This window comes from Pseudomonas sp. MSSRFD41 (genome assembly GCF_014230245.1).
GTDB classification, from domain to species: Bacteria; Pseudomonadota; Gammaproteobacteria; order Pseudomonadales; family Pseudomonadaceae; genus Aquipseudomonas; species Aquipseudomonas piscis.
Genome location: NZ_JACKZK010000031.1, coordinates 34,306 through 57,494, shown reverse-complemented (window position 1 = coordinate 57,494; position 23,189 = coordinate 34,306). Strand labels below are relative to the sequence as shown.

Sequence of the window (23,189 nt, the reverse complement as noted above, 5' to 3'; positions counted from 1 at the left end):
CCACCTTCAGCCACGGTGCCGGTGGCACTCAAGTTCAGCCCAGTGTCGTCGATGGTGTCGGTAACCGTGGTCACCGCCTTGTCAGGGTTGGGGACCAGGTTCTCGAAGTTGCCGCCATCGGCCTTGGTGATGCCGACTTCAACCTTGTCGCCATTCTTGTAGACGTCATCGGCTGGTGCCGGGACGTTGATCGAACCGCTGGACTTGCCCGCCTCGATGGTGATGACCGAGCCGTTGGACAAGGTGATGGTCACCGGGGTCTGCGCCGGGTTGGTCAGGGTCGCGGTGTAGGTGATCTGCCCACCTTCGGTGACGCTGGCATCGGCGGTCAGGGTTACCGTGGTGGTGTCGATGGTATCGGTGACTTGGGTCACCGCCGGGTTCGGATCGACCGTGACCAGCAGGCCACCGCCGCCGGTGGTGCCGGTCACGCTTACGCTGATCTGACCCGGGTCGATGTAGACGTTGTCCTGTGGCGCCATGGGCACCTGTACGGTCCCGGTCAGCTGGCCGGCGCTGATCACGATGACCGCGCCATTGGACAGGGTGACGCTCAGGCCCGTCAGCGGAGCTTGGGTCACGGTGGCGGTATAGACCAGGGTGCCGCCGGCTTCGGTGATGGTCGGGGTGGCGCTGAGGGTCAGGGTGGCCGGACGCAGGCTATCGCTGCCGCTGCCATTGGGGATGCCCTGGCCGTTACCGTTGGCCAGTCCGCCGAAGTTGTTATCCAGGGCCGAAGTGGCCCGGCCCAGGCCGGCGGTCGGGAAGCCGATGGTGGGGTCTACCCGGCCGGCGGTTTCCTGCAATTGGACGAAGCTGTGGCCACCCCCGGCATTGCCCCCGGTACCGGCGGCGGTCGGGCCGGCGGCAGTGGCTTCCAGGTCGGTGGTCGGGTCGACGCCAGCGGCGATGGCCTGCTGCAGCTCTTCGACCGAAGGTGCGGCTTGCGCGGCGGCCTGGGCCAGGTCGGCGCCGGAATCTGGAGCGGCGCCGCTCCATTGAGTGTCGCGCCCCAGGTCGAGCGTACGGCCATCGGTCAGTTCCAGGCTGACGGCGCCCGCGGGGCCGGTATCCACCTGGTCGCCCACGAACAGGCGGTCGCCTTCGATGAGTACACGCCGGATCCCTTCCGGGGATACCACGAAAACTTGACCGACAATGCTTTTGACGATGGCAACAACACTGCTCATTGAGAACTCTCCGGTGTACCGCTCATTCGACTTCCATGTACCGGCTCGGGCGCTGGCCGCAGCTCAGTCTGGGGGTACATTGCTGTGTATGTGGGAACGGGTAATTGACAGGGTGTCGTCAATATTTTGGCTATATTCTTTCGAAATTAAGTTTATGCCAAACTATTGACCTTCTGGGTGCCATCCTAAACAATCGCTCTATTAATGTCACATTGATATTCACGCGGTAACCTGACTTGAAGTATGTGAACCAGTTCTTAATTTGAACTTTCCGACAGACGGTCGTTGTGGTTGTAGTCATTCGATGTGGTCCCACGTTCTGACGTGAATCTGGACATACCGTCCGAGGAAATTTCTTACCATGCGTTTTCACCTGTTCAAGGCCCTGCCTTTCGCTCTTGCTGCCAGTTTCGTACAGGCGCAGACACTCCCTGAAGCCATGCAGAAAGCACTGGATGTGCACCCGGAAATCCAGGCCGGTGTGAACAGCCGCCTGGCCGCCGACTACCAATTGAAAGCCGCCAAGGGTGGTTACCTGCCCCGTGTCGACATGCTCGCCGGCTATGGCCGTGAGGGCACCGACAACCCCTCTACACGTGCGGGTACTGGCAGCAATCACTGGGAAAGCATGACCCGTGGTGAGTCAAGTTTACGTCTTCAACAGATGGTTTTTGACGGTTTTGCCACGTCCAGCGAAGTGGGGCGTCAACAAGCCACCGTCAACTCCCGGGCCTATTCCCTGTTGGGTACCTCCGAGCGCACCGGCCTGACCGTGGCCCAGGTGTACCTGGACGTGCTGACCCGTCGCCAGTTCGTCCAGCTGGCCGAGGACAACCTGCGCAACCACGAACGTATCTACGACCAGATCAAGCTGCGCACCCAACGTGGCGTAGGCAGCGGCGCCGACCTCGACCAGGCTGAGGCGCGCCTGGCCCAGGCCCGCAACAACCTGATCACCGAGCAGACCAACCTGGCCGACGCCCAGACCAACTACCTGAGCGCGGTAGGGGAGCTGCCCGACCAGCTGGAGCGTCCAGCCAGCTTCATGGCGATGATGCCGGCCAACCTCGACGAGGCTCGCCGCCAGATGCTGGAAAACAGCCCGATCCTGCGTTCGGCCGAGTCCGATATCGTGGCGGCCGAAAAGCAGTACGAAGCAGCCAAGTCGGCGTTCTACCCACGTTTCGATGCGGAGCTTGGGCGTACTGCCGATAACGACCTGGACGGCCAGAACGGCCACAACAACGAATGGCAGGCCATGCTGCGCATGCGCTTCAACCTGTTCGCCGGCGGCAGTAACAAGGCTGACCTGGAATCCAAGGCCTACCAGTCGAACCAGGCGCTGGATATCCGCAACAACGCCCTGCGGGTGCTGAACGAAGAGCTGGGCCTGGCCTGGAACGCCATGAACAACGCCAACTCCCAGGTGCCGATCGCCCAGGAATACGTCGATCGCAGCACCGCGGTACGTACCGCCTACCAGAAGCAGTTCAGCCTGGGCGAACGTACCTTGCTGGACCTGCTCGACAGTGAAAACGAACTGTTCACCGCTTCCCGTCGCCTGGCCGAGATCAAGAACATTCAGTTATTTACTCAGTATCGAATCAAGGCGACCATTGGCGAGTTGCTCAAGAGCCAGGGAGTGGTCGCACCCATGGCTTCCGTCGTGCAGAACGACGTGAAGCCCAAGGTCCAGCTGCCTGGGATGAATTGAGCTAATTTCATCCTTATAGCCAGCCAAGAGTGTCGAGCGTGGAATCAGAAGTCCGTCGAGTGCAGCTCCATCATGATCCACGCGGTATGCATGACGACCCTTTGCTGGACGGTTTGCTGACCCTCTGCTTCCTGCACCAGAAGCCTGCCAGCGCGGCCATGCTGACCACCGGCCTGCCATTGCCGTCCCAGCGCCTGAGCGCCGCGCTGCTGCCTCGCGCGGCGGCCCGGGCCGGGCTCCAGGGTCGCGTCCTGCGGCGCAAGCTGGAACAGATTCCGAGCATCGCCATGCCTGCCCTGCTGTTGCTCAAGGACGGCCGCAGCGCCGTGCTGCTGGGCTGGCAAAGTGATGACCAGGCGCGCCTGTTGCTCAGCGAAAGCGATGGCGGCGAGGTTTGCGTCAGCCGCGAGCTGCTGGCCGACGACTACATCGGGCAGGTGTTCTTCGCCCAGCCCCAGCACAAGTTCGACGTCAACCACGGTTCGCTGATCCCCCGGGCCCGCTCCTGGTTCCGCGATACCCTCAAGCGCTCGCGCTGGCTATACATCGATGCCGTCGCCGCCAGCCTGCTGATCAACATCATCGCCATGGCCGCGCCGCTGTTCGTGATGAACGTCTACGACCGGGTGGTGCCGAACCAGGCGACCGCGACCCTGTGGATGTTGTCCATCGGCATCATCGGCGCCTATGTCTTCGACCTGATCCTCAAGGGCTTGCGCAGCCTGTGCCTGGACCTTGCCGGGAAGAAGACCGACCTGATCATCTCCGCCACGCTGTTCGAGCGCATCGTCGGCATGGCCATGAAGTACCGTCCCCCGCGGGTCGGCAGCTTTGCCCAGAACATCCATGAGTTCCAGAGCCTGCGGGACTTCCTTGCCTCGCTGACCCTTACCAGCCTCATCGACCTGCCCTTCACCCTGCTGATCTTCCTGGTGATCGCCATCCTCGGCGGGCACCTGGTGTGGATCCCGGTGCTGGCCTTCCCCATCGCCCTGGGCATCGGCTATGCGTTGCAGAAGCCCTTGGTGGCGACCATGGAGAAGACCATGGCCCTGGGCGCCGAGCGCCAGTCGAGCCTGATCGAGACCCTGGCCGGGCTGGATGCGGTCAAGGTCAACAACGCCGAGAGCGAGCGCCAGTACCAGTGGGAGCAGACCATCGGCACCCTCAGCCGCCTCGAACTGCGGGTCAAGATGCTCTCCAGCCTGGCGATGAACATCACCCTGCTGATCCAGCAACTGGCCGGGGTGGTGATGATCATCTTCGGCGTGTACCAGATCATCGACGGCAACCTCAGCATGGGCGGCCTGATCGCCTGCTACATGCTCAGCGGCCGCGCCCTGAGCCCGCTGGCTTCGCTGTCCGGGCTGCTGACCCGCTACCAGCAGGCCCGCGTCACCATGACCTCGGTGGACCAGATGATGGAGCTGCCCCAGGAGCGCAACTTCGACGAGCGTCCGCTGAGCCGCAGAGTGCTGCAGGGCGCCATCGAATGCCGGCAACTGAACTTCACCTACCCGGGCCAGCAGAATCCGGCGCTGAAGAACATCAACCTGGTGATCAAGCCGGGCGAGAAGATCGGCATCATCGGCCGCAGTGGCTCGGGCAAGAGCTCCCTGGCCAAGTTGCTGGTGGGTCTCTACCAGCCGGACTCCGGAGCCTTGCTGGTGGACGGCGTGGACATCCGCCAGATCGACGTCAGCGAGCTGCGCCACAACATCGGCTACGTGCCCCAGGACATCCAGCTGCTGGCCGGCAGCCTGCGCGACAACCTGACTTCCGGCGCCCGCTACGTCGAGGACGAACTGGTGCTGCAGGCCGCCGAGCTGGCGGGGGTCCACGAATTCGCCCGGCTGCATCCCCAGGGGTACGAGCTGCAAGTTGGCGAGCGCGGGCAGAACCTGTCCGGCGGCCAGCGGCAGAACGTCGCGCTGGCCCGTGCCCTGTTGCTCAACCCGCAGATCCTGCTGCTCGACGAGCCCACCAGCGCCATGGACAACACCGGTGAGGAGCGGCTGAAGCAGCGCCTGGAAGCGGTGGTGCAGACCAAGACCGTGGTCCTGGTGACCCACCGGGCCTCGCTGTTGTCGTTGGTCGACCGGCTGCTGGTGGTCGACCGTGGGCAGATTCTGGCCGATGGTCCGAAGGCAGTGGTCATGGAAGCGTTGAAGAAGGGGCAGATCAGTGTTGCTTAAGCCGGAAATCAGGGACTCGATCCGCCGTTATTTCAAGGGCAGCGATTCCCTCCAGGGGCAGCCGCTGCCCGAGGTCAACAAGGCCCTGATCGAAGATGCGCCACGGGTCATCCGCCTGACCATCTGGGGCATCATCGCCTTCTTCCTGTTCATGGTGCTGTGGGCCAACTTCGCGGTGATCGACGAAGTGACCAAGGGCGAGGGCAAGGCGATTCCTTCCTCCAAGGTGCAGAGGATCCAGAACCTGGAAGGTGGAATCGTTGCCGAGCTGTACGTCAAGGAAGGCCAGGTGGTAGAGGCCGGCGCGCCGCTGATCCGCCTGGACGACACGCGCTTCCAGTCCAACGTCGGCGAGACCGAGACCGTGCGCCTGTCCATGCTGCTGCGGGTCGAGCGCTTGAGCGCCGAGGTGGAGGAGCGTCCGCTGAACTTCCCCGAGGACGCGCTGCGGGACGCCCCGGGCCAGGCGGCCAGCGAGAAATCCCTGTACGAGAGCCGGCGCCAGCAGCTGCATGACGAGATCGGCGGCATGCAAGAGCAACTGATCCAGAAGCAGCAGGAGCTGCGCGAGTTCAACTCCAAGCAGGCGCAGTACCGCCAGCAACTGGGCCTGCAACGCCAGGAAATCAGCATGTCCGAGCCACTGGTGGCCCAGGGCGCGGTGTCGCCGGTGGAAGTGCTGCGGCTCAAGCGGGCCGAGGTCGAGACCCGTGGCCAATTGGACGCCACCACCCTGGCGATTCCCCGCGCCGAGTCGGCGATCAAGGAAGTGCAGCGCAAGATCGACGAAACCCGCGGCAAGTTCCGCAGCGAGGCCCTGACCCAGCTCAACGAGGCCCGCACCGAGCTGAACAAGGCCAGCGCCACCGGCAAGGCCCTGGAGGACCGGGTCAGCCGGACCATGGTCACAACGCCGGTGCGTGGCATCGTCAAGCAGTTGATGGTCAACACCATCGGCGGGGTGATCCAGCCGGGCAGCGACATGGTGGAGATCGTGCCGCTGGACGACACCTTGCTGGTGGAAGCCAAGATCCGTCCCCAGGACATCGCCTTCCTGCATCCGGGGCAAGAGGCGATCGTCAAGTTCAGCGCCTATGACTACACCATCTACGGCGGCCTCAAGGCTCGCCTGGAGCAGATCGGCGCCGACACCATCACCGACGAAGACAAGAAGACCACCTATTACATGATCAAGCTGCGCACCGAGCGCAGCCACCTGGGCAGTGACGACAAGCCGCTGCTGATCATCCCCGGCATGGTGGCCTCGGTGGACATCATCACCGGCAAGAAGAGCATCCTCAGCTACCTGCTCAAGCCGATCATCCGCGCCCGCGCCGAAGCCCTGCACGAACGCTGATCCCTTCCCTGCGCCATGCTCGCTCGCCGGACGGCCCTTCGGGGCCGCCTGTCCCGGCAAGCCGTGGCGTGGGTTGATCCCGCTCAGGATCGCGACCCGCAAGCCTGCTAGGATTGCGTTCCAGTCATTATCGACCAGTCATGAGTGCTCAGAATGCAACTTCCGGACATGAATCTCCTGGTGGCCCTCGACATCCTGCTGGACGAGGGCAGCGTGGTAGGCGCCGCACGCCGCATGAACCTCAGCCCGGCGGCCATGAGCCGGACCCTGACGCGAATCCGCGACGCCCTGGGCGATCCGGTGCTGGTACGTGCCGGGCGTGGCCTGGTGCCGACGCCCAAGGCCCTGGAACTGCGGGCCCAGGTGCATGATCTGGTGGAGCAGGCGGCGCTGGTGTTCCGCTCGGCGGACACCATCGACCTCGCCTCGCTACAGCGGCGTTTCAGCGTGCGCGCCAACGACTTCTTCGTCGGTGTCTACGGTGGCCGCCTGATCGATATCCTCGAGCGCCAGGCGCCGCTGTGCGAGCTGCGCTTCGTCCCCGAGGGCGATGGCGACGACGAGGCCCTGCGCGAAGGGCGCATCGACCTGCGCATCAGCAATACCCGGCCCCTGAGCCCGGAAGTGAAGGTGCAGAACCTGTTCACCACCAACTTCGTCGGCCTGGTGCGCGAAGACCACCCGGTGCTGGCCGAAGAGATCACCGCCGAGCGGTTTGCCGCCTACCCCCATATCAGCATGTCTCGCCGTGGCATCGCCCGTGGGCCGATCGACGCGGCGCTGGCCGAACAGGGGCTCAAGCGCCGGGTGCCGATGATCGCCCCGGGCTTCCACGCCGCGATGTTCATGCTGCCGGACTCGGACCTGATCCTGCCGGTACCCAAGGAGTCCCAGTTCAGCGTTCGGCGCCTGGGGCTGCGGCTGCGCTCCTTCGTGTTGCCGATCTCCCTGCCGACCCTGATCCTGACCCAGTCCTGGCACCCGCGCTACGACAAGGACCAGGCCCACAAGTGGTTTCGCGAAGTGGTCCGCACCTGCTGCCACGAGACCTGGAAGGAAGCCCAGCAGGCGTCCTGACACAAGGGGATAATCATTGCGTCTGGTGCATTTATTAAGTTCCGATAAGTCAGTTTTCGTCAGCACTGCCTGTTCATAAACTGCTCTGGTATTTCTTTACCTGGAGCAGTACGTCCATGAGTTCCCTCGCTGTCGCTGCGCCTGCTTCGGTCGAAGCCGCCAGCAAGCCGGCAGCCCCCCCTGCGCAAACCTTCGGGCTGCGGATCGTCATCGGCCTGGTGGGCGTCCTGCTGGCGGTGCTGGTCTCCGGCCTCAACGAGATGGTGACCAAGATCGCCCTGGCGGATATCCGCGGTGCGCTGTTCATCGGCTACGACGAAGGCACCTGGCTGGTGGCCTGCTACACCGCCACCTCGGTGGCTGCCATGGCGTTCGCGCCCTGGTGTTCGGTGACCTTTTCCCTGCGGCGCTTCACCCTCTGCGCCATCGCGCTGTTCACCCTGCTGGGGATCCTGTGTCCCTTCGCCCCCAACTACGAGAGCCTGTTGCTCCTGCGGACCCTGCAAGGCCTGGCCGGCGGCGCCTTGCCGCCGATGCTGATGACCGTGGCCCTGCGTTTCCTGCCGGCCAACATCAAGCTCTACGGCCTGGCCGGCTATGCCCTGACCGCCACCTTCGGCCCGAGCCTGGGCACGCCGCTGGCGGCGCTGTGGACCGAGTACGTGGGCTGGCGCTGGGCCTTCTGGCAAGTGGTGGTGCCGTGCCTGCTGGCCATGGCGGCGATCGCCTACGGTCTGCCCCAGGACCCGCTGCGCCTGGAGCGTTTCAAGCAGTTCAACTGGCGAGGCCTGCTGCTGGGCTTCCCGGCGATCTGCATGCTGGTGATCGGCATCCTGCAGGGCAATCGCCTGGACTGGTTCGAGTCGCCATTGATCACCCTGTTGCTCGGAGGCGGCCTGATCCTGCTGGTGCTGTTCATGATCAACGAGTGGTCGCAGCCGATTCCCTTCTTCAAGCTGCAGATGCTGGGCATCCGCAACTTGTCGTTTTCCCTGCTGACCCTGGCCGGGGTGCTGGTGGTGCTCACCGCGGTGATCATCATCCCGTCGGCCTACCTGGCCCAGGTCCAGGGCTACCGGCCGTTGCAGACGGCGCCGGTGATGCTGGTGATGGCCCTGCCACAGTTGATCGCCCTGCCGCTGGTGGCGGCCCTGTGCAACCTGCGCTGGGTCGACTGCCGCTGGGTGCTGGGGATCGGCCTGGGCATGCTGACCCTGTCGTGCCTGGGCGGTACGCACCTGACTTCGGTATGGATTCGCGACGATTTCTATGTGCTGCAACTGCTGCAGATCTTCGGCCAGCCGATGGCGGTGCTGCCCTTGCTGATGCTCGCCACCGGCAGCATCGCACCGGTGGAGGGGCCTTTCGCCTCGTCCTGGTTCAACACGGTCAAGGGCCTGGCGGCGGTGGTCGCCACCGGGGTCCTGGACGTGCTGACCACCCACCGCCTGCACCTGCACTCCACCCTGCTGGTGGACAGCCTGGGCAACTCGCCCCTGGTGGACGACCGGGTGCCTGGCCTGGCCGCGCGCCTGCACCAGCAGGCGGTGGTCCTGACCTGTGCCGACCTCTATTTCTGCATGGCAGGGGTGGCCGCTGCGCTGATCCTGCTGATTTTCTGGCTGCCGACGCGGATCTATCCACCGCGGGCGCCTGTTTGAACGCTGAACGATACGGAAGAATTCCCATGACTATTGCAAGCAAAGACAAGATCGCCGTCGCGGTGGCGGCGGTAGCGGCCCTCGGCGTGCTCGCCTACCTGGTGGCGCCGGGGCTGTTCGGCCGCTCCAGCGAACAGAGCACCAACGATGCCTTCATCGCCGCCGACTACACCCTGGTGGCGCCCCGCGTGGCGGGGTTCATCAAGGAGGTGCTGGTGGAAGACAACCAGCAGGTCAAGGCCGGGCAACTGCTGGCGCTGATCGATGATCGCGACCTGCGGGCCGCGGCCCAGGCGGCGGACGCCGAGACCCTGGTGGCCAAGGCGCAATTGCAGAACGCCCGGGCGACCCTGGACCGCCAGAGCTCGGTGATCGCCCAGGCCCAGGCCGCGGTGGTGGCTGCCCGGGCCGAGATGGATTTCGCCCAGCATGAACTCAATCGCTACAACCACCTGGCCGGGGTCGGCGCCGGCACCGTGCAGAACGCCCAGCAAGCACGTACCCGCATCGACCAGGCCAGCGCCCGGTTGGCGACGGCCACGGCGGCCTTGGCGGCGGAGCGCAAACAGGTGGAGATCCTCACCGCCCAGCGCGATGCCGCCGAAGGTGGCCTGAAGCGGGCCCAGGCGGCCCTGGAAATGGCCAGCTACGAGCTGTCCTACACCCGCATCGTTGCCCCGGTCGATGGCATGGTCGGCGAGCGCGCGGTGCGGGTCGGTGCCTACGTCACCCCCGGCAGCAAGATCCTCGCCGTGGTGCCGCTGCAGCAGGCCTATGTCGTGGCCAATTTCCAGGAAACCCAGCTCACCGCCATGCACGCCGGGCAAGTGGTCGAGGTGCGTGTCGACAGCCTCGGCGGCGAGACCCTGCATGGCCGCGTCGAAAGCCTGGCCCCGGCCACTGGCGTGACTTTCGCCGCGGTGAAGCCGGACAACGCCACGGGCAACTTCACCAAGGTGGTGCAGCGCATCCCGGTGAAGATCCTCCTGGACCCCGACCAGCCCATGGCCGAGCGCCTGCGTGTGGGCATGTCGGTGGAAGCCAGCGTCGATACCCGCAGCTCCGCCACCAGCGCCCGCGAGGTGACCCAGCGATGAGCCGCGAATACGGCAGCCACGGAGCCCGTACTCTGCTGGCGGTGAGCTTGTTGGCGCTGGCCGCGTGCACTGTCGGCCCGGATTTCCAGCGGCCCCAGGCCACCCGGCTCCAGGCCTGGCCCACGCCGGCGCAGGCCGCCGACAGCCAGGCGGTGGACAGCGCCCTGCAAGAGCGCTGGTGGGAAGTGTTCGCCGACCCGCAACTGTCGGCCCTGAGCCGTCGGGCCCTGACCGACAACCTTGACCTGCAACTGGCCACCAGCCGCTTGCAGCAGAGCCGTGCAGCACGCCAGGTGATCACCGCCCAGCGCTATCCCGGCACTGCGGCCAATGGTGGCTACGGACGCAAGCGCAACAGCAGCGAAGGCCTGAGCGACCCTTCCGGGCACCAGGGCAAGTCCGACTTCAACCTCTGGGAAAGCGGCTTCTCGGCCTCCTGGGAGCTGGACTTCTGGGGCCGCGTGCGGCGCGAGACCGAGGCCGCCGATGCCAGCCTGGAGGTGGCGGAAAACGACCGGCGCGCAGTGTTGCTGTCGGTGCTGGCGGAAACCGCCCGGGACTACATCCAATTGCGCAGCGTGCAAAGCACCCGGGCCGTCACCGAGCAGAACCTGGAGGTCGCGCGCCACAGCCTGAAGCTTTCGCAATTGCGCCTGGCCGACGGGGTGGCCACCGACCTGGACGTGGCCGAGGCCGCGGCCCAGGTCGCCACCATCGAGGCGCGCCTGCCGCAATTGCAGCAGCGCCAGGCGCAGTTGATCAATGCCCTGAGCCTGCTGTTGGGCGAGCCACCCCAGGCCTTGCAAAAGGAGTTGGCCGGCGATGCGCCAGTGCCGCAGCCGCCGGTGCGGTTGGCCATCGGCCTGCCTTCGCAACTGGCCGAGCGCCGTCCGGACATCCGCCAGGCCGAGGCGCGGTTGCATGCGGCCACGGCCAGCATCGGCGTGGCCAAGGGGGATTTCTATCCGCGCATCACCCTGTCCGGCAATTTCGGTTCCCAGGCCATGCAACTGGCGGATTTCGGCTCCTGGAACTCCCGGCAGTACAGCTTCGGCCCGCAGTTCAGCCTGCCGCTGTTCGACGGCGGTCGCCTGCGCGGCGTGCTCAAGCTGCGTGAAGCCCAGCAGCAGGAAGCGGCGGTGGCCTACCAGCAGACCGTGCTGCGGGCCTGGCATGAGATCGACGACCAGCTGACTCGCTACAACGCCAGCCAACTGCGGCGCGACAGTCTCGCCGAGGCGGTGCGGCAGAACCAGATCGCCCTGCGTACCGCGCAGCAGCAGTACATCGAGGGGGTGGTGGACTTCGTCAACGTCCTGACCGTGCAGGGCGCCTTGCTGGCCACCCAGGAACAGCTGGTGGAAAGCTCCGCCGGGGTGTCCCTGGCCATGGTCGGCTTGTACAAGGCCCTGGGCGGTGGCTGGGAGTCGGTGTATCCGCTGGCTAGCCAGGGTTCTGCAGGAACACCACGTATCCCCTGAACCAGGGGCTGTCGCGCAGCGCCTGGGGCTCTTGCCAGGCGCCACCCTGGATCAGGCCGACCTTGTAGGGCAGGCCCATGCGATCCAGGCGCGGCAGATAGGAGGCATAGTTGGGAATGCTGTAGCGGCCCTGGTAAGTCTGCACCACCACCTCGTCCACCACGCCCTTGAGCTGGCTGATGGCTTGCGGGTCGCCGTTGCTGCTCCAGTCCATCAGGCCGGTGATGCTCAGGCGGTACTGCGCGGGCAGGCGCTGGCGCAGATCCCGCAGGAACTGCCCGTAGCGCTCCAGGTCACGGGTGCCGCTGTCGAAGTCGATCTGGATACCCACCACCTGGGTGCCGCTGTCTTGCCAGCGTTGCACCTGGCCGAGCAACTGGCTGTAGATCGTTTCCGGCCAGGCCAGGGTGTGGGCGCGATAGACCACCCAGACCTGGTCCTGGCGCAGCCGCGACACCGGCAGGCCCTGGGCGATGAGCTCGACACCCCGTGCCGGCTGGCGCCGCGAACGGCTGACCTGGCCCTGGAGGATGTACAGGGTCCTGGCCTGGGCCAGCACCGGTTGGGTCTTGACGCCGCTCCACAGCCAGAAGGCATCGTGGTCGGCGGCATCCACCGCTGCGGCCGCCGGATTCGTCCAGCACAGCCACAGTGGCAGCAGGCAGCAGCCCAGGTAGTTCCTCACCAGTAGTAACGCAGCGACTGGGCCCACTGGGTGTCCCCCAGCTTGGTCTTCAACTGGCGGAACCAGGCCTTGCGTACCTCTGGTTCCACGCCCTGGCCGCCACAGCGGTTGTTGCCGGAGGAGGCGTAGCAGTAGATCCCCCGGTACAGGGCGAAGGCCCGCTCATCGCGGCTGGCCTTGGGGTTGTCGATCACCTTTTGGTAGCTGTCGAGCCGCGAGTAGGTGCTGCCCGGGAACTGGTCCGGGGTGCCGCCCAGGCGCTCGGCCTCGGGCTTGGTATCCAGGGGCATCTGGTCGAAGTTGTTCAGCCGTATGAACTCCGCCAGGCACAACAGGCCAGCGGGGGACTTGGGGTCTTTGCGCAAGGTCGCCGCGGTCTCGGCAATGCCCGGGCATGTGTAGTTGGCGCTCTCGCCCGCCTCGCCCTGGCCATTCCAGTTGAACACCTGCAGCGAAGGGCCGTCGGCGTAGATGTAGCCCAGGTAGTTGCCGATGTTGTCGTTGGACAGGACGCCCTTGCCCTGGCTCGTATCCAGGCCCTGGTTGACGCTGTGCAAGTCTTCGCTGAAGGCGGCGTACTGGCCACGGGTCAGGCTCTTGTAGAGCAGGACGAAGTACGCGGTGTTGCGTTCTTCGAGCGAATCGGCCTGGCGCGCTTGCTGGCGCAGCAGTTCGGGCGAGGCCACGTGGCGCAGGAGGATGGCGCGCACCTGGGCGGACTCGATCGGCGAGTCGGCGGCGAATACCTTGGCCAGCTCGCCGCTGCGCTCATAGGTGTAGGCCAGGGCCAGTTCCAGCTGCTCACGTTGCAACGGTTGCTTGGCCAGGGGCAGCAGTTGCAGCCACAGCTGCGTTGCGCCCTTCCAGTCTTGCTGGGCCTGCATGGCCAGGCCGCGCAGGGTCTGCTGGCTGAAGGCCAGGTAGTCCAGTTGGGCTGGAATCTGCGTCGGCAATTGCTTGAGCGCTGCCGTTGGCTGCTGCTCGACAAACAAGGTGAAGGCCGCTTGCAGATAGTCGTACAAGGCCGGTTGCCCGGCGAACAAGGCTTTGTGTTGCACCAGGGTCTCTCGGGTCAGTCTGGTTGACGGATCGAGGCGCATGTCCATCAGGTCTCGCACCGCCAGCAGCAGCGGGACCTGGATATCGGCCTTGGGATTGTCCAGCAGCTTGTAGTCGATCTCCGCCACCAGGTCGTCCTGGCGCTTGTCGTCGGGGCTGTCCGACCTCCGGGTCAGTTGCTGGCCGTAGTCATCGGCCAGGGCTCGGGTATCGCCTTGCAGCCAGTGCACGCGGCGGATCAGCCCCTTGGCGGACACGCTATAGAGCCCTTGTGGATAAGTTGTCAGGTAGGCATCGAAGCCTGACCCGGCCTGTTGCAGCGCCGACTTATCCACATGCTCCAGGTTGACCGTGCCCCATTCGTCCAGGGCGCTCTGCTGGGCCTGGTTGAGGGCGGTGCGCGCCAGCATGTAGGTGGCCGTCTCGGCCAGCCAGGGCAGGGCGTTATCCTTGAGGCTGGTGAAACCCCGGGTCGCGTCATCGAAGTGACCGTCATAGAACTGGACGCTGGCCTGCAGGTAGCTGGCCAGGTCGCGAGCCGGCGCGGAAGCCAGGTTCTGCGGCAGAAGGTCGGCCAGCGGGTTGGCTTCCCAGGAACAGGCTCCCAGCAGTTTGATCCGGGCCTGGGCCAGGGCCTGGCGTTCGGCCGGGCTCAGTTGCGGGTGGTCCAGTTGGGCGACGAAGGCCAGGGCGCTGGTGTCCGAGTTGCTGCGGCAGCGGCTGCCCTCGCCCTCGATGAAGTTATCCCCCGCGGCCTTCTGGTTGTCGCGGGAAATGCCCAGGGCCTGCAGCCGGCTGTTGAGCTCGGCGGCAGCGGGAGACAAGGCGGCGTTGGTGCTATCGCCGTCGTGCTCGTCCGCCGGGTCCAGTGGCCGCAAGCGGTAGGTCGGGAAGGGCACGGGGCCGAAACCCAGGCTCAGGTCATCTTTGTTCAGCGCCCGGGGCACTAGCGCCAGGCTGCCCTGGTCGGCCATCAACAGGCGCAGGTTGACCCGGCTGTCGTTGCCTGGGCTGAGGAAGGGCAGGTTGCTGCAACCGTCGAGTCGACTGGAGTAGAGCTTCCAGGCCGGGGCACAGAAGTCGTCGGAGCTGGCCTGGGCCTGGTTGGTGCAGAGAGTGGCCAGGATCAGCGATGAGAGGAGTGCGATGCGCATGAATTGTCCCTAATTCAGGAGGCCATCAGGACAAGCCTTCAGCTGTTGATGAGTGAGGTGGACGGCCCGATGCGCGGATTATATGGCCATCCGCCTGGATCTGCTGTGCGCCGATCGACAGCGTGGATGCGCGCAACCATAAGTCCCGGACAAGCCCCGGGGGTTCTGGCCTACAATCAGCGCGTCATGGCTTCCGGGTGGGAGCGAAGATCTATCGGCAGAGGGTGGTGATGGGCGTACCGAGTACCGAGCAAACGGCCAAGCAGCTATATCGCCAGGCTGTCACGCATTCGCAACCCCTGGCGCAATTGCTTCGCGAACCCTGGCTGGTGCCGTTGCTGCTGTTGGCCCTGGCCTTGCGCTGTTACGAGCTGACGGCGGCGGCGATCTGGGGCGACGAGGGCTCCAGTGTTTTGTTGGCCCAGTTCCCGTTGTCCGGCATCTGGGCGCATGCCGCCTACGATGTCCATCCGCCGCTGTATTTCGTTCTGTTGCATGGCTGGATAGGGCTGTTCGGCGACTCGATCCTGTCGATCCGCCTGATGAGTGCGTTGCCTGGGGCGCTCGCGGTATTCCTCGGGACCTGGTTGATGCACCTGGTCGCCGGTCGGCGGGCCACGTTGCTGGCCTGCCTGCTGCTGGCGCTGCTGCCTACCGCCGTGCGCTACAGCCAGGAAGTGCGCATGTATTCGCTGCTGGGCGTATGGCTGCTGGGGGCGACCCTGGCGTTGGTCTACTGGGTGCGCGGGCCCCAGCGCCGACGCTACCTGGTGATTTATGCGTTGCTGATGGCGGCCGGCTTCTATACCCACTACTTCACGGCGTTCTGCGTGGTCTCGCACTGGCTCTACCTGGCCCTGGCCCGACCCCGGCATGAGTCGGCGCGGCATTTCCTGCGGCGCCGGAGCTGGTGGTGGGCCAATGTCGCCATCGTGCTGCTGTTCCTGCCCTGGCTGCCGGGGCTGGTGGACCTGGTGTTGCATATGGAGGAGTTGAAGGCGGGTGGCGATGTCGGCTGGGAGCCACCGGTCACCTTGCGTTCATTGCCTTCGATGATCTGGCAACTGTTGGCCCAGGACGATGGCGAAGGCATGCCCGGTTGGTTGTTCGTCAGCCTTCCAGCCTTGCTGGCGGCGGTGCTGGCCTACCTGCTTTGCAGCGACCGCAGCCGCTCCCGCCTACCGACCTTGCTGGTGATCTACAGCGTCTTGCCCCTTTTGCTGGTGTTCGCGGTGTCGTTCATTTCCCCGGTATTCATCGAGCGCTACCTGACGGTGCCAGCCCTCGGGCTGCCGTTGTGCCTGGCCCTGGCCGTCGACCGGCTGGCGCAACGCTTCAAGATCCTGGCCGTGGCGCTGCTGCTGGTGGTGTTGGCGGTGTTCGGCGTGGGCCTGAAGAACAACTACACCGTGGATGCCGACGACCAGTTCGACAACATGGTCGAGTACATGAATCGCCACACCCTGCCTGGCGACCAGGTGGTACTGGGTGACATGTTCTGGTACCTGACCTGGGGCTACTACGATCGGAGCCATATCGCTCCCCGGTTGTACACGCCGCCGACAGCGGCAGGTGTGTCGACCCGCCCCAACCGCTACGGCTTTGGCACCTTGATCGATGAGAATGCCGGGGTCTACCTCGACCGCCTGGAGGACTTGCCCCTTGGCAATGGCCGGGTCTGGCTGGTAATGAGCCGGGTCGATCCGGATGAGTTCCCGTCGATTCCCGGCCATTGGCGAAAGCTCGACCAGCATGCCGGTGGCGATACCCAGGCGATCCTGTATGAGACCTGCGGCCTCGCTTGCCCGGGGCGCTGAGCGGGCGTGCGCCCGCCTGTGGATAATTCGCCCGGCCCGCCGCGAGCGCCCGGGATCACCGTTGGGAAGTTGCTCCGGCACCTGGCTGCACCCGGCCTAGACTTGCATCAGGGAGTCACAGTCCTGTCCCCGTCGGCGGGGCATCGAGGTGCATCATGCGTATGGCCAGAACCGTGCAACACAGTCTGGAACAAGCCCATTGCCAGTTCGACCTGGTCACCCATCCCCACTCGGCCAGCAGCCTGGAAACGGCACGGGTGGCGGGGGTGCCGGCGGAGCGCCTGGCCAAGTCGGTGATCCTCGATGACCGGCACGGGCGCTACCTGATGGCGGTGCTGCCGGCCAGCCGCCACCTGGACCTGAGCAAGCTAAGCGGCAGCGATCAGTGGCGAGTCACCCGGGAAAGCACCCTGGCGTACCTGTTCAACGACTGCGAGCGCGGCGCGGTACCGGCCCTGGGCGAGTCCTATGGGCTGGACGTGGTCATCGATCCATTGCTGACCCGCCAGAAGGACATCTACCTGGAGGCCGGAAACCACCACAGCCTGGTGCACATGAGCATGGCCGAATACCTGCGCATGGTGCCCAATGCCGAGATCTGCGAAGTCTGTCACTGATCAGGAGTTTTCCCATGGAATCACCGACCCACACCCTGCCAGCACTGTTCAAGCAACTGGGGCTGGCCGATGACCCGGTGAGCATCGAGCGTTTCATCGCCTCCCATTCCCCGCTGAAACCAGAACTGCACCTGGCGGATGCGTTTTTCTGGAGCAAGAGCCAGGCGGATTTTTTGCGCGATGAAATCCTCGACGATGCCGACTGGGCCGAAGTGGTGGACCAACTGGATGTGCTGTTGAGGAAGGGGCGGGGAGGATGATGAGCTGTGGTTGTTGGGAGCGATGATTTAGACCAGAATCATGACCTCAATTGAGGTCATGAAAATGCAAAGTATCCTGGCTGACAAAGCCGTCAGCGTATCTGAGTTGAAGAAGAATCCTTCAGCGGTATTGAACGGCGCTCAAGGTGGGCCGGTGGCTGTGTTGAACCACAACCGGGTCATGGGCTACATGATTCCTGCTGAAGTTTTCGAAGCGTTGATGGAGCGTTTGGACGACCTGGAACTGGCCGAGATCGTTCGGGCGCGTAGTCAGGAGACTCCCGTCCCGGTCAGTCTGGATGACTTATAAACTCGAGTTCCTGCCTTCGGCGCTCAAGGACTGGAACAAGCTGGGCCATACGCTTCGCGAGCCATTCAAGAAGAGGCTCGTGCAACGGCTGCAAATGCCCCAAGTCCCAGCAGATGCCCTTTACGTTTTACCCGACTGCTACAAGATTAAGCTCAAGGCCTCGGGTTATCGGCTGGTCTATAAGGTTATCGAGCAGCGCGTTGTGGTGGCTGTTGTCGCGGTCGATAAGCGCGAGCGCGGGGCTGTTTACGAGCAAGCCAGGAAGCGTTGAAGCACATTCGGAACGTGATCCGGATATTTGTTACAAAACTTGACTGAAAATATTTGTTGCTGTCATATTGATAGTTAGCAAACTATCAGTGTGCGAACAGTCTTGTGCCCCATTCCCTTGAATCTCTTCACATGAACATCAGCAGTGGCATGGTGGTCGCGGCGCGGCATTGGCGCCGGATCTGCCAGAACACGCTGATCAATTTCGGGGTTTCCGAAGCCTGCGCCGTGCCCTTGTTGATGATCGGGCGGCTGGGCGAGGGTGTGCGTCAGGTTGCCGTGGCCCATGCGGCCGGGATGGAGAGCCCGTCCCTGGTGCGCCTGCTGGACCAGCTGTGCAACGCCGGCTATGTCTGCCGCAGCGAAGACCCCCATGACCGCCGGGCCAAGTGCCTGAGCCTGACCGACAGTGGTCGCGAGCTGGTGCAGGCAGTGGAGGGCGAACTGGTGCGCCTGCGTCACGAGGTCCTGGCGGGCATCAGTGCCCAGGACCTGGAAGCGGCCTTGCGAGTGATCCAGGCCTTCGAGTCCGCCAACCACTCTCCGGTGCAGTCATCTTGAAAGGCTTTTTCACTGGCGTGCCTCCCGCGCGGGACTGGTTCTACGGCGTGCGCACCTTCGCCGCATCGATGATCGCCCTGTACATCGCCATGCTGATGCAGATGCCTCGCCCGTACTGGGCCATGGCCACGGTGTACATCGTTTCCAGCCCGTTCGTCGGCCCTACCAGTTCCAAGGCGCTGTACCGCGCCGTCGGCACCTTCCTCGGCGCCTCGGCGGCAGTGCTGCTGGTGCCGATGTTCGTGCAGAGCCCCTACCTGCTGGTGGTAATCATCGCCCTGTGGACCGGCATCCTGCTGTTCCTGTCCATGCACCTGCGCACGGCCAACAACTACGCGTTGATGCTGGCCGGCTATACCTTGCCGATGATCGCCCTGCCGGTGGTGGACAACCCCCTGGCCGTATGGGACGTGGCGGAAGCGCGAACCGAGGAAATTTTCCTCGGCATTATCTGTGCGGCGGTGATCGGTAGCCTGTTCTGGCCCCGGCGCCTGGCCCCGGTGTTCGTCGGGTCGGCGGGCAAGTGGTTCGCCGATGCCGCGACCTACAGCCGGCGCTTCCTCACCCGCGATGTGCGGCCCGAGGAAGTCAGTGCCCTGCGCGCCTCGATGGTGGCGACCTTCAACACCCTGGAAATGATGATCGGCCAGTTGCCCCACGAAGGCGCGCGGCCGCAGACGGTACGCAACACCAAGGAACTGCGCGGGCGGATGATCCACCTGCTGCCGGTGGTGGATGCCCTGGACGACGCCCTGTCTGCCCTGGAGCGCCGGGCGCCGGAGCTGGCCGAGCGCTTCGCGCCCTTGCTGGCCAAGGCCGACGAGTGGCTGGACAGTACCGCCCAGGATGCCTCGACGCAGCGCTGGCAGGCCCTGCGCGGCGAGCTCGAAGCCCTGCAGCCCGATGCCCGGGCCCTGGACGACCGGAGCCAGTTGCTGTTCTCCAATACCCTGTACCGCCTGGGCGAGTGGATCGACCTGTGGCAGGACTGCCGCAGCCTGCAGCACGCCATCCAGTGTGAAAGCCAGGACACCTGGCGCGCGGTCTACCGCCATTGGCGCCTGGGCCGGCTGACGCCGTTCCTCGATCGCGGGCTGATGCTCTATTCGGCAGGCTCCACGGTGCTGGCGATCATCGTCGCCTCGGTGCTGTGGATTCTCCTGGGCTGGACCGACGGTGGCAGCGCGGTGATCCTGGCGGCGGTGGCTTGCAGTTTCTTCGCTGCCATGGACGACCCGGCACCGCAGATCTACCGGTTCTTCTTCTGGACCGCGCTGTCGGTGCTGTTCGCCAGCCTCTACCTGTTCCTGATCCTGCCCAACCTGCATGATTTCGCCATGCTGGTGCTGGTGTTCGCCGTGCCCTTCATCTGCGTCGGCACCCTGACCGTGCAGCCCAGGTTCTACCTGGGCATGCTCCTGACCATCGTCAACACCGCGTCGTTCATCAGTATCCAGGGCGCCTACGACGCCGACTTCCTGAACTTTTCCAACTCCAACCTGGCAGGCCCCATCGGCCTGCTATTCGCCTTTATCTGGACCCTGGTCGCGCGGCCGTTCGGTTCCGAGCTGGCGGCCAAGCGCCTGACCCGCTTCAGCTGGCGCGACATCGTCAGCCTCTCGGAGCCGGCGACCCTGGCCGAACACCGGCACATGGGCGCGCAAATGCTCGACCGGCTGATGCAGCACCTGCCGCGCCTGGCCATGACCGGCCAGGACACCGGCGTTGCCCTGCGCGAACTGCGGGTGGCGCTCAACGTGCTGGATCTGCTGGCCTATGCGCCACGGGTCCAGGGCGTGGCCCAGGGTCTGTTGCGCCAGGTGGTGGCCGAGGTGGGCGAGTACTTCAAGGCCTGCCTCAAGGCCGGTGAGCGCCTCGAGGCGCCGAGCCCGCTGCTGATGACCCTGGACCGCACCCGCCAGGCCCTGGACAGCCAGCGTCTGCAAGGCGACGACGAAACCCGCCGGCACCTGTTGCACGCCCTCAGCGGCCTGCGCTTGGCGCTATTGCCGGGCGTCGAGTTCGTGGCCTCGGGAGACCGTGCAGAACCCCTTCCCCCTGGCATTGATGGAGCGCCCCTATGATCGGTGATCTGGATATCAGCGGGGTGTTCCTGCCCACGCTGCTGGTGTTGATGGGCATCACCTATGGCGTGTACCTGCTGGTACACGGCTTGCTGACACGCCTGCACTTCTATCGCCTGGTCTGGCACCGGGCACTGTTCAACGTGGGTCTCTACGCCTTGTTGCTGGGCGTCGTCGACTCTCTCAGCCGATACCTGATGACATGAAAAAACCTTTATTGACCATCGGCCGTGTGGTCCTGACGTTATTGGTGGTGACCTTCGCGGTCGTGGTGGTCTGGCGCATGGTGATGTACTACATGTTCGCGCCCTGGACCCGGGACGGGCATATCCGTGCCGATATCGTGCAGATCGCTCCGGATGTCTCCGGGCTGATCCAGCAGGTCGAGGTCAAGGACAACCAGTTGGTCAAGCGTGGCCAGGTGCTGTTCAGCATCGACCAGGACCGCTTTCACCTGGCCTTGCGCCAGGCCCGGGCGAACCTGGCCGACCGCCAGGAAACCCTGGCCCAGGCCCAGCGCGAGGCCAAGCGCAACCGCGGCCTGGGCAACCTGGTGCCGCGCGAGCAGCTGGAAGAGAGCCAATCCCGCGAGGCCCGGGCCCAATCGGCCCTGGCCGAGGCCCAGGTGGCGGTGGACAGTGCCCAGCTCAACCTCGATCGCTCGGTGGTGCGCAGCCCGGTGGACGGCTACGTCAACGACCGTGCGCCACGGCCCCAGGAATTCGTCACCGCCGGGCGCCCGGTGCTGTCGGTGGTGGACAGCAACTCCTTCCATATCGACGGCTACTTCGAGGAAACCAAGCTCGACGGCATCCATATCGGCCAGGCCGTGGATATCCGCGTGGTGGGCGATCGCGCGCGCCTGCGCGGGCATGTGGAGAGCATCGTCGCCGGGATCGAGGACCGTGACCGCAGCAGCGGCAGCAACCTGCTGCCCAACGTCAACCCGGCCTTCAGCTGGGTGCGCCTGGCCCAGCGGATCCCGGTGCGCATCGCCTTCGACGACGTGCCGGCGGACTTTCGCATGATCGCCGGGCGCACCGCTACGGTGGCGATCATCGACGACCAGCCCCGCCAGGAGCGCGGGCAATGAACCACGGCGCGCGCGTGGCCCTGCTCGGGCTCGGCTTGCTGCTCTCGGCGTGCCAGGTCGGGCCGGATTACCAGTTGCCCAAGGAGGCGGCGCTGCAACGCCCGGACCTGCAAGGCGAGCTGGCGGGCCAGGGCGCCAATGTGGTTTCGGCCCCGGTGCCCGGCGATTGGTGGCGCCTGTACCGTGATCCGCGCCTGGACCAGCTGGTGCAGCAAGCCCTGGCTTCCAGCACCGATTTGCGTGTGGCGGCGGCCAACCTGGCCCGCGCCCGGGCCCAGGTGGACGAAGCCCAGGCCGCCGGCGGCTGGAGCGGTGGGGTCAAGGCCGGGGTCGAGCGCCTGCAGGAGTCCGGCGAGGCCTTCCTGCTACCGGAGAAAGTGCCGGTGGCCAACGTCGGCAACCTGTCCATCAGCACCTCCTACCAGTTCGACCTGTTCGGCACCCTGCAGCGCGGCATCGAGGCGGCCAAGGCCAATGCCGATGCGACCCAGGCCGCGGCGGACATCGCCCGCATCACCCTGGTGGCGGATGTGGTACGGGCCTACACCCAGGTCTGCGCGGCCAACGAGGAGCGGGAAATCGCCGAGCATTCCCTGGCCCTGCAAGCCCAGAGCACCGAGCTGACCCAGCGCCTGCGCGACGCCGGGCGTGGCGACGAAACCCAGGTCACCCGCTCCCAGACCCAGTTCAAGTCCCTGCGGGCCGAGTTGCCGCGCTACGAAGCGGCGCGCCAGTCGGGGCTGTTCCGCCTGTCGATGCTGCTGGCCAGGCCGGTGGACCAGTTGCCGGCCGGCACCGCCAGCTGCGCCGAGCTGCCGCATATCGCCCAGCTGTTGCCGGTGGGCGATGGCGCCGCGCTGCTCAAGCGCCGTCCCGATGTACGCCAGGCCGAACGTCACCTGGCGGCGGCCACCGCGCAGATCGGCGTCGCCACCGGGGCCCTGTACCCGGACATCAGCATCGGTGCCACCGTGGGCACCGTGGGTATCCTCGATAACCTGGGCAAGGCTTCCACCAATCGCTGGGGCTTCGGCCCGGTGATCAGCTGGACGGTGCCGGCCAACGGTGCCCGCGAGCGCATCCGCGAAGCCGAGGCGACGAGCCAGGCGGCCCTGGCGCATTTCGATGGGGTGGTGCTCAACGCCATTCGCGAAACCCAGACCGGCCTGGCCCAGTACAGTGCCCAGCTGCAACGGCGCGATGCCCTGGCCGACGCCGAGCAGTCGGCGCAGGTGGCGGCGGACCAGACCCACCGGTTCTTCCAGGCCGGGCGCGCGTCCTTCCTCGCCGACTTGCAGGCCACTCGTACCTACACCGACATGCGTGCCCAGCTGGCGGCGGCCAACACCCAGGTGGCGATGAGCCAGATCGACTTGTTCCTGGCCCTGGGCGGCGGTTGGGAAAGCGGACGAACGCAAGCTCCGCCAGTCACTAAACCCTGAGGCCGTTGCTATGCTTTGATCAGTTGGCAAGACGCCGAGTGCCGGGCGCCTTGCCATGATCAAAG

Annotated in this window: 20 protein-coding genes; 17 read left to right on the top strand and 3 right to left on the bottom strand. The window is 65.2% G+C overall.

Going from position 1 to position 23,189, the window contains the following annotated elements:
* A partial coding sequence (locus H7A76_RS28965; protein WP_185701682.1) for a retention module-containing protein occupies positions 1-1,190 on the bottom strand: 1,190 nt, incomplete at its 3' end.
* 361 nt (positions 1,191-1,551) lie between these two features.
* Between H7A76_RS28965 and H7A76_RS28960 the strand changes: the two genes are divergently transcribed.
* The 7 genes from H7A76_RS28960 (at position 1,552) to H7A76_RS28930 (ending at position 11,772) form a co-directional block, all read left to right on the top strand.
* The gene (locus H7A76_RS28960; RefSeq protein WP_152898918.1) at positions 1,552-2,904 is read left to right on the top strand and encodes a TolC family outer membrane protein; all 1,353 of its coding nucleotides are present in this window, start codon (positions 1,552-1,554) and stop codon (positions 2,902-2,904) included.
* 38 nt (positions 2,905-2,942) lie between these two features.
* Positions 2,943-5,099 (top strand): type I secretion system permease/ATPase, encoded by a 2,157-nt coding sequence (locus H7A76_RS28955; protein WP_185701681.1) that lies wholly within the window; start codon positions 2,943-2,945, stop codon positions 5,097-5,099.
* Complete coding sequence (locus H7A76_RS28950; RefSeq protein ID WP_185701680.1) at positions 5,089-6,456, top strand: HlyD family type I secretion periplasmic adaptor subunit; 1,368 nt, start codon at positions 5,089-5,091, stop codon at positions 6,454-6,456. The genes H7A76_RS28955 and H7A76_RS28950 overlap by 11 nt, the downstream gene beginning before the upstream one ends.
* A gap of 153 nt (positions 6,457-6,609) precedes the next feature.
* Complete coding sequence (locus H7A76_RS28945; RefSeq protein WP_185701679.1) at positions 6,610-7,533, top strand: LysR family transcriptional regulator; 924 nt, start codon at positions 6,610-6,612, stop codon at positions 7,531-7,533.
* Positions 7,534-7,649: 116 nt separating this feature from the next.
* Positions 7,650-9,194, top strand: a complete 1,545-nt coding sequence (locus tag H7A76_RS28940) for an MFS transporter (protein ID WP_185701678.1) — start codon at positions 7,650-7,652, stop codon at positions 9,192-9,194.
* 26 nt (positions 9,195-9,220) lie between these two features.
* Positions 9,221-10,291: an HlyD family secretion protein gene (locus tag H7A76_RS28935; protein ID WP_185701677.1), complete on the top strand. Its 1,071-nt coding sequence runs from the start codon at positions 9,221-9,223 to the stop codon at positions 10,289-10,291.
* The gene (locus tag H7A76_RS28930) at positions 10,288-11,772 is read left to right on the top strand and encodes an efflux transporter outer membrane subunit (RefSeq protein ID WP_185701676.1); all 1,485 of its coding nucleotides are present in this window, start codon (positions 10,288-10,290) and stop codon (positions 11,770-11,772) included. The genes H7A76_RS28935 and H7A76_RS28930 overlap by 4 nt, the downstream gene beginning before the upstream one ends.
* On the opposite strand, the gene H7A76_RS28925 is transcribed toward H7A76_RS28930, so the two are convergent.
* Both H7A76_RS28925 and H7A76_RS28920 read right to left on the bottom strand, forming a co-directional pair.
* The gene (locus tag H7A76_RS28925; RefSeq protein WP_185701675.1) at positions 11,735-12,484 is read right to left on the bottom strand and encodes a DUF3142 domain-containing protein; all 750 of its coding nucleotides are present in this window, start codon (positions 12,482-12,484) and stop codon (positions 11,735-11,737) included. The two genes, H7A76_RS28930 and H7A76_RS28925, sit on opposite strands and share 38 nt — an antisense overlap.
* Positions 12,454-14,670 carry an outer membrane assembly lipoprotein YfiO gene (locus H7A76_RS28920; protein WP_185701674.1) on the bottom strand — a complete coding sequence of 739 codons (2,217 nt, stop codon included), beginning with the start codon at positions 14,668-14,670 and terminating at the stop codon, positions 12,454-12,456. Before H7A76_RS28920 ends, H7A76_RS28925 begins: the two co-directional genes overlap by 31 nt.
* A gap of 230 nt (positions 14,671-14,900) precedes the next feature.
* Between H7A76_RS28920 and H7A76_RS28915 the strand changes: the two genes are divergently transcribed.
* From H7A76_RS28915 to H7A76_RS28870, 10 genes are all read left to right on the top strand, one after another.
* Positions 14,901-16,487, top strand: a complete 1,587-nt coding sequence (locus H7A76_RS28915; RefSeq protein ID WP_185701673.1) for a glycosyltransferase family 39 protein — start codon at positions 14,901-14,903, stop codon at positions 16,485-16,487.
* Positions 16,488-16,642: 155 nt separating this feature from the next.
* Positions 16,643-17,104, top strand: a complete 462-nt coding sequence (locus tag H7A76_RS28910) for an aminoacyl-tRNA deacylase (protein ID WP_185701672.1) — start codon at positions 16,643-16,645, stop codon at positions 17,102-17,104.
* 14 nt (positions 17,105-17,118) lie between these two features.
* Positions 17,119-17,364 carry a DUF2789 domain-containing protein gene (locus H7A76_RS28905; protein WP_068576250.1) on the top strand — a complete coding sequence of 82 codons (246 nt, stop codon included), beginning with the start codon at positions 17,119-17,121 and terminating at the stop codon, positions 17,362-17,364.
* Positions 17,365-17,428: 64 nt separating this feature from the next.
* Complete coding sequence (locus H7A76_RS28900) at positions 17,429-17,674, top strand: type II toxin-antitoxin system prevent-host-death family antitoxin (protein WP_085598199.1); 246 nt, start codon at positions 17,429-17,431, stop codon at positions 17,672-17,674.
* On the top strand, positions 17,664-17,945 hold the full coding sequence (locus H7A76_RS28895; RefSeq protein ID WP_185701671.1) for a type II toxin-antitoxin system RelE family toxin: 282 nt from the start codon (positions 17,664-17,666) through the stop codon (positions 17,943-17,945). Before H7A76_RS28900 ends, H7A76_RS28895 begins: the two co-directional genes overlap by 11 nt.
* Before the next feature lie 131 nt (positions 17,946-18,076).
* A complete protein-coding gene (locus H7A76_RS28890) occupies positions 18,077-18,505 on the top strand; it encodes a MarR family winged helix-turn-helix transcriptional regulator (RefSeq protein ID WP_185701670.1) in 429 nt (142 codons plus the stop codon).
* Entirely contained in the window at positions 18,502-20,589 is a 2,088-nt protein-coding gene (locus H7A76_RS28885) for an FUSC family protein (protein WP_185701669.1), read from the top strand. The genes H7A76_RS28890 and H7A76_RS28885 overlap by 4 nt, the downstream gene beginning before the upstream one ends.
* Positions 20,586-20,795 (top strand): DUF1656 domain-containing protein, encoded by a 210-nt coding sequence (locus tag H7A76_RS28880; protein WP_022643266.1) that lies wholly within the window; start codon positions 20,586-20,588, stop codon positions 20,793-20,795. Before H7A76_RS28885 ends, H7A76_RS28880 begins: the two co-directional genes overlap by 4 nt.
* A complete protein-coding gene (locus H7A76_RS28875; RefSeq protein ID WP_185701668.1) occupies positions 20,792-21,682 on the top strand; it encodes an HlyD family secretion protein in 891 nt (296 codons plus the stop codon). The genes H7A76_RS28880 and H7A76_RS28875 overlap by 4 nt, the downstream gene beginning before the upstream one ends.
* Positions 21,679-23,124 carry an efflux transporter outer membrane subunit gene (locus H7A76_RS28870; RefSeq protein WP_185701667.1) on the top strand — a complete coding sequence of 482 codons (1,446 nt, stop codon included), beginning with the start codon at positions 21,679-21,681 and terminating at the stop codon, positions 23,122-23,124. The genes H7A76_RS28875 and H7A76_RS28870 overlap by 4 nt, the downstream gene beginning before the upstream one ends.
* The last annotated feature ends 65 nt before the right edge of the window (positions 23,125-23,189 follow it).

Bases quoted from the DNA above. Each gene is read 5' to 3' on its own strand.
- H7A76_RS28960 (WP_152898918.1), top strand. From the start codon at position 1,552: ATGCGTTTTCACCTGTTCAAGGCCCTGCCTTTCGCTCTTGCTGCCAGT.
- H7A76_RS28945 (WP_185701679.1), top strand. From the start codon at position 6,610: ATGCAACTTCCGGACATGAATCTCCTGGTGGCCCTCGACATCCTGCTG.
- H7A76_RS28940 (WP_185701678.1), top strand. From the start codon at position 7,650: ATGAGTTCCCTCGCTGTCGCTGCGCCTGCTTCGGTCGAAGCCGCCAGC.
- H7A76_RS28935 (WP_185701677.1), top strand. From the start codon at position 9,221: ATGACTATTGCAAGCAAAGACAAGATCGCCGTCGCGGTGGCGGCGGTA.
- H7A76_RS28930 (WP_185701676.1), top strand. From the start codon at position 10,288: ATGAGCCGCGAATACGGCAGCCACGGAGCCCGTACTCTGCTGGCGGTG.
- H7A76_RS28920 (WP_185701674.1), bottom strand. From the start codon at position 14,670: ATGCGCATCGCACTCCTCTCATCGCTGATCCTGGCCACTCTCTGCACC.
- H7A76_RS28915 (WP_185701673.1), top strand. From the start codon at position 14,901: ATGGGCGTACCGAGTACCGAGCAAACGGCCAAGCAGCTATATCGCCAG.
- H7A76_RS28910 (WP_185701672.1), top strand. From the start codon at position 16,643: ATGCGTATGGCCAGAACCGTGCAACACAGTCTGGAACAAGCCCATTGC.
- H7A76_RS28905 (WP_068576250.1), top strand. From the start codon at position 17,119: ATGGAATCACCGACCCACACCCTGCCAGCACTGTTCAAGCAACTGGGG.
- H7A76_RS28900 (WP_085598199.1), top strand. From the start codon at position 17,429: ATGCAAAGTATCCTGGCTGACAAAGCCGTCAGCGTATCTGAGTTGAAG.
- H7A76_RS28895 (WP_185701671.1), top strand. From the start codon at position 17,664: ATGACTTATAAACTCGAGTTCCTGCCTTCGGCGCTCAAGGACTGGAAC.
- H7A76_RS28890 (WP_185701670.1), top strand. From the start codon at position 18,077: ATGAACATCAGCAGTGGCATGGTGGTCGCGGCGCGGCATTGGCGCCGG.
- H7A76_RS28880 (WP_022643266.1), top strand. From the start codon at position 20,586: ATGATCGGTGATCTGGATATCAGCGGGGTGTTCCTGCCCACGCTGCTG.
- H7A76_RS28875 (WP_185701668.1), top strand. From the start codon at position 20,792: ATGAAAAAACCTTTATTGACCATCGGCCGTGTGGTCCTGACGTTATTG.
- H7A76_RS28870 (WP_185701667.1), top strand. From the start codon at position 21,679: ATGAACCACGGCGCGCGCGTGGCCCTGCTCGGGCTCGGCTTGCTGCTC.